Annotated in this window: 13 protein-coding genes and 1 pseudogene; 5 read left to right on the top strand and 9 right to left on the bottom strand. The window is 70.0% G+C overall.

All coding sequences use genetic code 11. The features are described 5' to 3' along the window. The 4 genes and pseudogenes from VN520_RS33800 to VN520_RS33785 form a co-directional block, all read right to left on the bottom strand. Nucleotides 1–555 (bottom strand): annotated as a pseudogene (locus tag VN520_RS33800) (hypothetical protein); the annotation flags it as partial. A gap of 252 nt (nucleotides 556–807) precedes the next feature. Then, the gene (locus VN520_RS33795) at nucleotides 808–1,650 is read right to left on the bottom strand and encodes a hypothetical protein (protein ID WP_325750767.1); all 843 of its coding nucleotides are present in this window, start codon (nucleotides 1,648–1,650) and stop codon (nucleotides 808–810) included. Between the two features lie 136 nt (nucleotides 1,651–1,786). Continuing rightward, nucleotides 1,787–2,053 (bottom strand): DUF397 domain-containing protein, encoded by a 267-nt coding sequence (locus VN520_RS33790; protein ID WP_325750766.1) that lies wholly within the window; start codon nucleotides 2,051–2,053, stop codon nucleotides 1,787–1,789. Next, complete coding sequence (locus tag VN520_RS33785) at nucleotides 2,034–2,876, bottom strand: helix-turn-helix transcriptional regulator (protein ID WP_325750765.1); 843 nt, start codon at nucleotides 2,874–2,876, stop codon at nucleotides 2,034–2,036. The genes VN520_RS33790 and VN520_RS33785 overlap by 20 nt, the downstream gene beginning before the upstream one ends. 115 nt (nucleotides 2,877–2,991) lie before the next feature. Between VN520_RS33785 and VN520_RS33780 the strand changes: the two genes are divergently transcribed. The 3 genes from VN520_RS33780 (at nucleotide 2,992) to VN520_RS33770 (ending at nucleotide 4,194) form a co-directional block, all read left to right on the top strand. Then, nucleotides 2,992–3,234, top strand: coding sequence for a hypothetical protein (locus tag VN520_RS33780; RefSeq protein WP_325750764.1), 243 nt, complete (start codon nucleotides 2,992–2,994; stop codon nucleotides 3,232–3,234). Continuing rightward, the gene (locus VN520_RS33775; protein WP_325750763.1) at nucleotides 3,224–3,460 is read left to right on the top strand and encodes a hypothetical protein; all 237 of its coding nucleotides are present in this window, start codon (nucleotides 3,224–3,226) and stop codon (nucleotides 3,458–3,460) included. The genes VN520_RS33780 and VN520_RS33775 overlap by 11 nt, the downstream gene beginning before the upstream one ends. A gap of 128 nt (nucleotides 3,461–3,588) precedes the next feature. Next, nucleotides 3,589–4,194: a Uma2 family endonuclease gene (locus VN520_RS33770; RefSeq protein ID WP_325750762.1), complete on the top strand. Its 606-nt coding sequence runs from the start codon at nucleotides 3,589–3,591 to the stop codon at nucleotides 4,192–4,194. Between the two features lie 87 nt (nucleotides 4,195–4,281). Here VN520_RS33770 and VN520_RS33765 read toward each other — a convergent pair whose 3' ends face one another. From VN520_RS33765 to VN520_RS33745, 5 genes are all read right to left on the bottom strand, one after another. Next, nucleotides 4,282–4,632, bottom strand: coding sequence for a PRC-barrel domain containing protein (locus VN520_RS33765; RefSeq protein ID WP_325750761.1), 351 nt, complete (start codon nucleotides 4,630–4,632; stop codon nucleotides 4,282–4,284). A 191-nt stretch (nucleotides 4,633–4,823) separates the two neighbouring features. Beyond that, a complete protein-coding gene (locus VN520_RS33760) occupies nucleotides 4,824–4,994 on the bottom strand; it encodes a hypothetical protein (protein WP_031093367.1) in 171 nt (56 codons plus the stop codon). A gap of 118 nt (nucleotides 4,995–5,112) precedes the next feature. Next, complete coding sequence (locus tag VN520_RS33755; RefSeq protein ID WP_325750760.1) at nucleotides 5,113–6,624, bottom strand: PTS transporter subunit EIIC; 1,512 nt, start codon at nucleotides 6,622–6,624, stop codon at nucleotides 5,113–5,115. A gap of 34 nt (nucleotides 6,625–6,658) precedes the next feature. Then, entirely contained in the window at nucleotides 6,659–7,627 is a 969-nt protein-coding gene (murQ, locus tag VN520_RS33750) for an N-acetylmuramic acid 6-phosphate etherase (RefSeq protein ID WP_325750759.1), read from the bottom strand. A 56-nt stretch (nucleotides 7,628–7,683) separates the two neighbouring features. Then, complete coding sequence (locus tag VN520_RS33745; protein WP_325750758.1) at nucleotides 7,684–8,601, bottom strand: MurR/RpiR family transcriptional regulator; 918 nt, start codon at nucleotides 8,599–8,601, stop codon at nucleotides 7,684–7,686. A gap of 154 nt (nucleotides 8,602–8,755) precedes the next feature. Between VN520_RS33745 and VN520_RS33740 the strand changes: the two genes are divergently transcribed. Both VN520_RS33740 and VN520_RS33735 read left to right on the top strand, forming a co-directional pair. Continuing rightward, nucleotides 8,756–9,124, top strand: coding sequence for a hypothetical protein (locus VN520_RS33740; protein WP_325750757.1), 369 nt, complete (start codon nucleotides 8,756–8,758; stop codon nucleotides 9,122–9,124). Next, the coding region (locus VN520_RS33735; RefSeq protein ID WP_325750756.1) for a DUF4031 domain-containing protein at nucleotides 9,121–9,380 on the top strand (260 nt) is incomplete at its 3' end. The genes VN520_RS33740 and VN520_RS33735, both read left to right, overlap by 4 nt.

Here is a 9,380-nt window from a genome sequence, read left to right as displayed (position 1 = left end):
CAGTTCCGCCTCCGTGGCGCCCCGCTCGAACCACTCACCGACCTGCGGCTCCAGGCTCGCGCACTCCGCCGCCGAGAGGCTCAGCGAGGGCGCCGTGCGTCCGAGGGCGGCCAGCAGGACGAAGGCCCGTGACCGCGTCGGCCGCCGGTCCTCCTGAGGTACGTCGCCCCGGACGAACGCCGCCCACCACTCGTCGTCGCGCGCGGTGCGGGAGAAGAACGTCCGGGTCACCCAGAGCATGACCTCATCGGTGGCGAGGCACTCACTGCCCCGGCGCAGATGCCCGGCCGCCTGGAGCCTGTTGAGCGCGGTCCGCAGGGCGCACTGCCCGTACGGGAGCCACTTGGCCAGCGTCTTCACGGAGATGTCGGAGCCGTCCGGCAGCCGGTCGATGTACGCGGCGACGGCGGCCTCACGGGGCGGCAGATGCGAGAAGTCGCGCCCACCGCGCGGGCGCTGGTCCGGCGCGGAACGCTTGCCGTAACCGGGGTTGGCCATCGGGTGCGGCGGCAGGTACGAGGAGGAGGGGGCAGCACTAAGCTGGTCGACAGCCATCAGATCGTTTTCTTTCGGCTAGGCGATCTCGTTGGTCAGACCCCTGTCAGGTGTTCCCGCACCGACGGGGGTCGTCTGCTGTGCGGCACGCTAGAGCGTCACAACGTTCCGTGGCAAGTCGGTCACAAACGGTCAAGACTGCAGGTGGGGAGGGTGGGTGGGTGGGAACAGACCCACCATCCCCATCCCTGGAAAGAGCGCTCGGAGCCCAGGGCTTGAGCCCCGGGAAGCCGGATGCGGACGTCGGAGTGATCACCGGCCGGTCTCCCAAGGGCGGGAGCCACCTGCCGCGGCACCGGGAAGCGGCTGATCGCTGATCCTGTGCAGAACGCCCTGGGGGAGACCCGCTCCCTCGCTCAAGGACTCGAACCGGAGGTTGCCGTCCTTCTGCATCGTGAAGCGCGCGGTCTCCTGGCTGTTCCCGCACGGCCACGCCTGGGGACCGTCGTCACCGGCCTGGGCCTTCAGGACCAGCAGGTCGTCCTCGGCGGAGGTGAGCCGGTAGTCACCGGTGCAGCTGGTGTTCAGCATGGAGACCGACGCGTCGGAGGAGACGATCTCACCGACCGCGCCCTGCTTGATCGCGATCCTCAAGGTGCCGCCAGGCAGGTTGCTTCTGGTCGTGAGGTCCCCCTGCCAGGTGCCCAGGAACGCCTCGGGGATGTCGTTGCCGTCATCGCCGTTGCCCATCATCTGCACGGCGACGAGTGCCGCCGCCGACACGATGAGCGCGGCAGGGGCGGCGAGGAGAACCCGCCTGGTGCGCCGGCCCGACCGGGGGGCCGGCCCGTCGTGGATCGTGTCGACCGGGTCGGGCAGAGCTGTCAGCTCCCGCATCAGGCCGTGGATGTCCGCCACGACTGGGGAGGGCAGCCACCCTGCTCCAGCCAGGGAGGCGGCCCCGCCCGGTGCCAGTGCGCGGGCGATCTCCCCGGCCGAGGGCCGTGACGCCGGGTCCTTGGCCAGACAGGCGCCGGCGATCTCACGCAGCTGACCGGACAGACTTCCCGGATCAGGTTCCTCGTGCACGACCTTGTACATCAGGCCGGCCGCTCCCTCACCCGTGAACGGCCCCCGGCCGGTCGCGGCGAACACCGCCGATGCTGGGGGAGCAGTGTGCGGGGGCCACGGAATCCACACGGGTCACGCCCACGGCAGAGACCCCCGGAAGGGCACCGCTGTAGCCGTTGGCCGCGACGCCGGACGACGAAAGTCGTTGCCCGCGCGGCGGTTACGTGTGCTTGAGGTCGGCCACGAAGGCCGCCCAGGCGCTCGTCCGGAACAGGAGCGCCGGGCCGTCGGTCCTCTTGGAGTCGCGGACGGGGACGACGTCGGGGTGCCCGTCGGCAACTTCGAGGCAGTTGCCGCCGTCGCCGCCGCTGTAGGTGGACTTACGCCAGGTGGCGACCTCGAGGCAGTCGCCGCCGTCGCCGCCGCTGTAGGAGGACTTGTGCCAGGTCACCGTGGCCAGGTCGTAGTCAGAGCTGCTGAGCTTCATGGTCGTAACCCTCCGCCGCTGATTCGATCATGGCCAGGGATGCTGCGGGTGACAGTGCGCTAGCCACTACGAGATCGTAAGTCAGCTCATAATGCCGTAGGGCTGCTGGGTCATCCTGCAATTGACCTGTGCCCAGGCCTTGGAGGTAGGCGAGGGCCGGTGCGTCCGGAAAGTGCATGAGCTTGAGGGAGCCCGTGAGAGCTGTATGGGCCCCGGCCGAGAACGGCAGCATCTGCACGATGATCCGGTGTTGTTGGACCAGCCCCGCCACATGACGCAGGGCCTTCGCCATCACTCCGGGCCCGCCTATCTGTCGGCGTAGAACCGCCTCGTCCAGAACGACCCACAACAGGGGTGTTGTTGGATCGGTCAGCAGCTGCGCCCGCTCCAGCCGCGCGACCACCAGGTCGTCGATCACGTCCTCCGTGGCCGTCGGCTGGTACGCCCGGAACACCGCTCGCGCGTACGCCTCGGTCTGGAGCAGCCCGGGGACCAGGAGGGGTGCGTACTCCCGGATCGTTGTCGCAAGGCGCTCCGCCTCCGCCGCCTCCGCGAAGTGGTCCGGGTACTTGGACTCCTTCAGCGCAGCGCAGTTGCGTACGAAGAATCCGCCCGCACCCAGCACCTCATCCAGCTTCTCGGCCTGGTCCGGCTGCATGCGCCGTGTGCCGGCCTCCAGTTGCCCGATGAATGAACCGCTGACGAACAGCGGTGCTCCCAGGGCGTCCTGCGAAAGGCCTGCCGCCTCTCTGCGGTGGCGGAGTTCCGCGCCCAGGAGGGCCCGGGGCGAGGAGGAGGGGTCGAGCTTCTTGGGTCCGGGCACGGCGACTCCGTGGGGCACACGTGGGGGTGTTGGAACTGCGCCTCTTCCACGGTAACGAGGAATTGGACACGCTGTGTATGCATAGCCGCTACTCAGCGTGGAAATGGGGAAGATCATGATGACGGCTACGAAACGGCGTGAAGAGGCAGCGGACAGAGTGCGGGCTGCGGAGGACGCGGTGGCGCGGCTGCGGGCCGGGCTCGCGGGAGTCGGCGTGAAGCTGCCGTCGCTGCGGATCGACCCGGTGTCGTGCGCGGGCGACGAGCCGGCCCCGCTCGTCGACCTCGGCCGGTGCTCGATCGAGACGGCGCTGCGGCTGAGCGCACAGCTCGAAGTGAAGGCCGCTCATGACAGTTGAAGGGCTGGAGCCGTGTACGCCGGAGCCCGGCACGTTCGCGGTGGACGGCAGGGACGGCAGGGTGGGCCGGGTGATGGGCCGTGTCGGCCCGTACGTACAGCTGCGCCCCCCGGGCGGCGGCGCGGAATGGGACTGTCCGCCGGAGGCCGTCCGGGCGGCTCCGCCGGGGCTCGTGCTGCGGGCCCGGGTGACGGAGATCAACCGGGAAGGGCAGTTGCCGCGATGAGCCGGGGGACACCTGCCTTGAGGTCGCTGCGCGCCTCACACGATCGTGGGACGCTGGTGGGAGCGGCGGACCGCCGCTGGAACGTCGATCTACGCTTCCACACCGGGCCACAGGGGAAGGGACCTGCGATGACCGCTGCAATGGTCGAAAACGATCAGGGCTCCGAGGGCCGCCCGTGGGACTACCTGCTGCAGACCTGGCAGGAACTGGACGTGCCCGAGGGGTGGCGCGCCGAGATCGACGAAGGGCAGATCGTCTTGGTACCGCCGCCTCATGCGCACCACAACAGCATCGCCGAAACGGTGCAGCGTCTGCTGTACCGGGGCCTCCCCGATGAACTGGGGATCTACCAGACGCTCGGTGTGCACGTTGCGCCTCTCGACAAGCTCTACGTCCCGGACCTCGTCGTGTTGCCGAGAGATCTCGTCACCGCCGCCGATCCGGAGACCAGCGACCCGATGGGCGCGTCGGAAGCACTGCTGGTCGTCGAGATCACGTCCAAGGGGAACGCGCGGGAGGACAGGACGAAGAAGTACCGCGCCTACGCGCGGGCGGGGGCCCCGATGTACCTGCTGATCGACCGGTTCGACACACGCGGGGCGATGTCCACGCTGTTCACGGAGCCGAACGAGGACGGCACGTACAAGTGTTCCGTCCCCGTGCCCTTCGGGAAGCCGCTCCTGCTGCCCGCACCCTTCGACGTCACCCTGCCCACGGCAGATTTCCCGGCCTGAGGGAGCGTGGGGGCGTTGCGCACCTGAACAGCGGGGCCGGCTCCATGGTGGAAGCCGACCCCGCCTCTGCGCACGGTGCGTCAGGTTCTACATGCGGTAGCTGTTGTAGTACGTGCCGACCTGGTCGTGATAACCCGGGTCTCCCGCGTGCTTGTCCTTGTCGAACTCCGGGGAGTCCTTGATCTGGTCCTTGGTCAGGTCGACGAATACCGTCCTGTGCTCCGTGTCGATCCCCTTGACCGTCCCTGCCGGAAGCAGGACGCTCTTGCCGAAGATCCAGACGCCGGTATCGACGACGATGTGGGCCGAGCCCACCTCGTCGGAGTGCTTGTCGACCTTGCCGATGCTTCCGTCCGTCGCCTCGACCGAGAATCCGGTCAGGTCGGCGCCCGCGGTGTGACCACTCGTGGGCTGGTAACCCCACAGGTTGTCGCTCATATTCGGCTCCTTCCTCGACGGTTCGTCCGGCGCGGCCATCCCCTCGTGATGAGGAGGAGTGCCGCTCAGTAATTCGGCTGCCCGCGCTTTTCCGGTCTACACATGAGGAATTCGGTGGGCCCAGAAATAATCGCGGGCGGCCCAGAACGTGAAGGTTCCGGGCCGCCCGCGATCGTTGCTGGACGAGGTATTTACCAGCGGTACCACCGGCCGCGCTTGCCGCCGCCGGCTGCCGGACGCACGAAGAATCCGATGAGCCACACCACGAGCACGATCACCGCGATCCACCACAGTGCCTTGAGTGCGAAACCGGCACCGAAAAGGATCAGGGCGAGCAGAAGAACAAGAAGCAGGGGAACCATTGTTATCAACCTCCGAGGCATCTGGTGCCCGGCCTTTCATTTCCTACACACACGTGTTCGTGAGGAAAATTCTGCGGGTATCCCGTGACCACTCACGGCCGGGCCGGAGGCTGTGCGGTCAGACGCCTGCGGGTTCCTTCGCCGGGCTGCCGCCCGACGGGGCGGCCGGGCCGGTGGCCGCGACCGTGGAGGGGGCCGGTTCCTGGGAGACGTTGAACTCCGTCAGCAGCGCCTTGCTGAAGCCGAAGAAATACGTGGCGACGAAGCCCGCCACGTAGCCGACGAGCAGGCCGCCCGCATAGACCGCGACCGTGGCACCGAGGCCGTGGTTGCCGTCCAGGAGCGGGAACAGGGCCCAGCCGGACGGGCCGATGGCGGTCGAGCCGACCGAGTCGCCGAGCTGGTTGAACAGGCCCACGAAGCCGCCGCCGAACGCGCCGCCCACACAGGCCGTGACGAACGGGCGGCCCAGCGGGAGCGAGACGCCGTAGATCAGGGGCTCGCCGACGCCCAGCAGACCTGCGGGCATGGCGGACCTGATGGTCCTGCGGATCGACTCGTTCCGGGGGAGACGGAGGTAGACCGCGGCGGCCGCGCCGACCTGGCCGGCTCCGGCCATCGCGAGGATCGGGAGCAGGACCGTGAAGCCCTGCTGCTCGATGAGGGTCGTGTGGATCGGGATCAGGGCCTGGTGCAGGCCCAGCATCACCAGGGGCAGGAAGAAGCCGCCGAGCAGGAAGCCCGCGCCCGCGCCGCCGGTGGAGAGCAGCCAGTCGGCGAACGTACCGATGGCGGAGGAAATCTCACCGGCCACGTACATCAGGCCGAAGATCGTGACGAGGCCGGAGACCAGGACGGTCAGGGTGGGGGTGACCAGGACGTCCAGGGCTTCCGGCACCCAGCGGCGGCACCACTTCTCGACGTACACCGCGAGGACCGCCGCGCCGAGCGCACCGAGGACGCCGCCCTGGCCGGGCGCGAGGGTCTGGCCGAAGGCGTCGATGTTCGCGACGCCGGGGAAGACGATGATCGCCGCGACCGCGCCCCCGAGGATCGGTGTACCGCCGAACTCCTTCGCCGCGTTGTAGCCGACGAAGACCGCGATCAGGGCCATGAAGCCGGAGGCCATCGCCGCGAGCGCGGGGGTGACCGAGGTCAGCCATCCGAGGTTCACCAGCAGGCCGTTGAGACCGGCGATGATGCCGCAGCCGATCAGGGCGGGGATCAGCGGGACGAAGATGTTCGCGATCCTGCGCAGGAACAGCTTGAACGGGGTGGAGTTCTTCGCCTTCTGCTGGGCCTTGAGGGCCGCGCCCTTGCCGGCCAGCTCCTCGGCCGTGTGGACGGGTGCGGGAGCCTGTGATGCCCGGCCCTCCTCGACCAGCTGCTCGAACTCGGGGGTGACCCGGGCGACGGTGCCCGGACCGAGGACGATCTGGTAGGTGTCGTCCTCGACCACGCCCATCACCGCGGGGACGGCCTTGAGTGCCTCGTCGTCCACGAGGGAGCGGTCGTGCAGGCCCAGCCGGAGCCGGGTCATGCAGTGGGCGATCGAGCTGACGTTCGCGGCGCCACCGACAAGCGGCAGGATCGCGGCGGCAGTGGCGCGGTTCTTGTCTTCAGTAGCCATGTGCGTGGTGCCTTGCTGTGCGGGGAGTGGTGCGTCAGGGGGTACGGACAGCTGCGAGGGCGGCGCGGAGGTGGCCGTGGGAGTCGGTCAGGAGCGCGGCGGCGGTGGGACCGTCGACCCCGCCGAGGATGGTGAGGATGGCGTTCTTCACCTCGCCGTCGGTGGCGGTGAGCGCGGCTTCGATCTCCTGGTCGGAGGCGCCGGTGGCGAGGGAGACGATCCGGCGGGAGCGGGCGCGCAGCTTCTCGTTCGAAGCGCGTACGTCGACCATGAGGTTCCCGTACGTCTTGCCCAGCCGGATCATCGTGATCGTCGAGAGCATGTTCAGGACGAGCTTCTGCGCCGTGCCCGCCTTGAGGCGGGTGGAGCCGGTGAGCAGCTCGGGGCCGACGACGATCTCCAGGCCGTGTTCGGCCGCCGCTGCGAGCGCGGAGCCCGCGTTGCACGAGAGACCGAGGGTGAGGGCGCCCTCGGCACGGGCGTGCTCGACGGCCCCGACGGCGTACGGGGTGCGGCCGGAGGCGGAGATGCCGACCACCGTGTCGTCGGCGGTGAGGCCCAGGCCGTCGAGGTCGGCGGCGGCCAGCTCCTTGCTGTCCTCGGCGCCCTCGACGGCCTTGACCATGGCGGAGGGGCCGCCCGCGATCAGGCCGATGACCTCGGACGGGTCGGTGTTGAAGGTCGGCGGGCACTCGCTGGCGTCGAGCACACCGAGACGGCCGGCGGTGCCGGCGCCCGCGTAGATCAGCCGGCCGCCGCGCGCCATGCGCTCGGCGGTGGCGTCGATCGCGGCGGCGATCTGCGGCAGCTTCTCGGCCACGGCGGCGGGGACGGTGGTGTCCTCGCCGTTCATGATGCGGGCTATCTCCCGCGTCGACAGCCGGTCGATCTCGGCGAGCTCCGGCCGGAACGCCTCGGTGGTGAGCGTGGCGAGCTGGGCGCGCAGTTCGCCGTAACCGCCGGGGGTGGTTTCGCCGGCGTTCGCGTCGGTGGTGGAGGGCATGGGCAGCGCTGCTTTCTCGTCTTCGTACGGTTCGCTGGGACGGGTGCTCGCCGGGGTCAGCGGCTGCGTGCGGTGTGGCGGTGGGCGAGAGCCTCGTAGGAGGCGGACAACGCGGGTGCGGCCGTCTCGTACGTCCGCTGGGCGACCCCTATGAAGAGGCAGTCGACGACGAGGAGCTGGCTCGTGCGGCTCGACATGGCGGCGGGCCGCAGCTCGCTCTCCCGGGCGGTGGACGTGGTCAGCACATGGTCGGCGTACTGCGAGACGGGCCCGTCCGGGCGGCCGGTGATCGCGATCGTCGCCGCACCGCGGTCGAAGGCGACCCGGAGCGGCTCGATGACGTCACCCGTGGAGCCGGAGTGGGTGATCGCGATGGCCACGTCGCCGGGGCGGAGCTGCACCGCGTTGGTCACGGCGAGGTGCGGGTCCATGTGGGCGTGGGCTATGAGGCCGATGCGGAGCAGCTTCTGCGCCAGGTCCTGGCCGACGAGGGAGGAGGCGCCCACGCCGTAGATGTCGATGCGGCGCGCGGTCGCGGCGGCGGCCACGGCGGCCCCGAGCTGCACCGTGTCGAGTCCGGCGGCGGTGTCGGCGAGGGTCTGCTGCTCGTCGTAGGCGAGCTTCGCGACGACGTCCGCGATCGGGTCGTCGACCGTGATGTCGGCGGTGACGGCGGGCGCCCGGCCGGACTGCTGATGAGCGGCGAGGCCGGCGAGCGCGAGGCGCAGGTCCCGGTAGCCCGGGTAGCCGAGGAGGCGGGCGGTGCGGACGACGGTCGCCTCGCTGGTGCCGGTGATCTCGGCGAGACCGGTGACGGTGAGGGCGGCGCACCCGGCGGGGTCCCCCGCGACCGTTTCGGCGACCCGCTGCATGGAGCGGGTCATGGACGGGGCGAGGGTCCGCACCTTGGCGGCGAGAGCTGCGGGGGCGGGCGGCGAGTCCGGGCTGAAACTTTCCTTCACGTCATTGGTCACCCTTGAAAGTTATTTCCAAGCCTCCGTCCCGTCAATCCCTCCTCGGCCGAAGGGGAGTTGTGGCCGAAAAAAGTGAGCGATATGTCCGTTTGTGGTGTCCGTGGCCCACCGGTGGCCCGGCTCGGGGCGGCAGGCGGCGGGGGACAATGGGGCCATGGAGCTGAACAGCCTGGAACAGGAGCTGCACACCGCGCGTGCGCTGGTGATGGCCGACCTCGTCGCGGGTGATGTGGCGGAGGCCCGGATCGTCTCGATGGTCGAGGACGCGGTGGCCCACCGGCGGTGGTGGGCCGAGCAGTGGCCCGAGGGCGTTTCCTTCGTCACGGGGCTCGTGGCGCAGGACGTCCAGGACGCTCTCCTGGAACAGCACGGGCGCTGGCCGCTGTGCCCGGTGTGCACGGAGGGAGGGCCGCACGCCCTGGACGTCGAGCCGGAGCTCGGTCCCGATCCGCACTGGGTCTGCACGAAGGCGACGGTGTCCGTCGCGCGGGTGGGGTCGCTCGCCGAGGTGCTCCGCCGGTGACCGTCTACATCGACCCGCCGACCTGGCCGGGGCACGGCCGCATGTGGTCGCACCTGGTCAGCGACGAGTCGTTCGCGGAGCTGCACGCCTTCGCCGCCGCGATCGGCTGCCCGCCCCGTGCCTTCGAGCGCGACCACTACGACATCCCCGAGGAGCGTTACGCGGACGCGGTGCGCGCCGGGGCGCGGGAGGTCGGGCCGAAGGAGATCGTGCGCCGGCTCACGGCCGCCGGGCTGCGGCGCCCGAAGGGGCGGCC

Source organism: Streptomyces sp. (assembly GCF_035563135.1).
Taxonomy (GTDB): domain Bacteria; phylum Actinomycetota; class Actinomycetes; order Streptomycetales; family Streptomycetaceae; genus Streptomyces.
This window is presented reverse-complemented; position numbering and strand designations above follow the sequence as displayed.

Coding starts and splice junctions, on each gene's coding strand:
- VN520_RS33790 (WP_325750766.1), bottom strand. CDS start 2,053: ATGAAGCTCAGCAGCTCTGACTACGACCTGGCCACGGTGACCTGGCAC.
- VN520_RS33780 (WP_325750764.1), top strand. CDS start 2,992: ATGATGACGGCTACGAAACGGCGTGAAGAGGCAGCGGACAGAGTGCGG.
- VN520_RS33775 (WP_325750763.1), top strand. CDS start 3,224: ATGACAGTTGAAGGGCTGGAGCCGTGTACGCCGGAGCCCGGCACGTTC.
- VN520_RS33770 (WP_325750762.1), top strand. CDS start 3,589: ATGACCGCTGCAATGGTCGAAAACGATCAGGGCTCCGAGGGCCGCCCG.
- VN520_RS33765 (WP_325750761.1), bottom strand. CDS start 4,632: ATGAGCGACAACCTGTGGGGTTACCAGCCCACGAGTGGTCACACCGCG.
- VN520_RS33760 (WP_031093367.1), bottom strand. CDS start 4,994: ATGGTTCCCCTGCTTCTTGTTCTTCTGCTCGCCCTGATCCTTTTCGGT.
- VN520_RS33755 (WP_325750760.1), bottom strand. CDS start 6,624: ATGGCTACTGAAGACAAGAACCGCGCCACTGCCGCCGCGATCCTGCCG.
- murQ (WP_325750759.1), bottom strand. CDS start 7,627: ATGCCCTCCACCACCGACGCGAACGCCGGCGAAACCACCCCCGGCGGT.
- VN520_RS33740 (WP_325750757.1), top strand. CDS start 8,756: ATGGAGCTGAACAGCCTGGAACAGGAGCTGCACACCGCGCGTGCGCTG.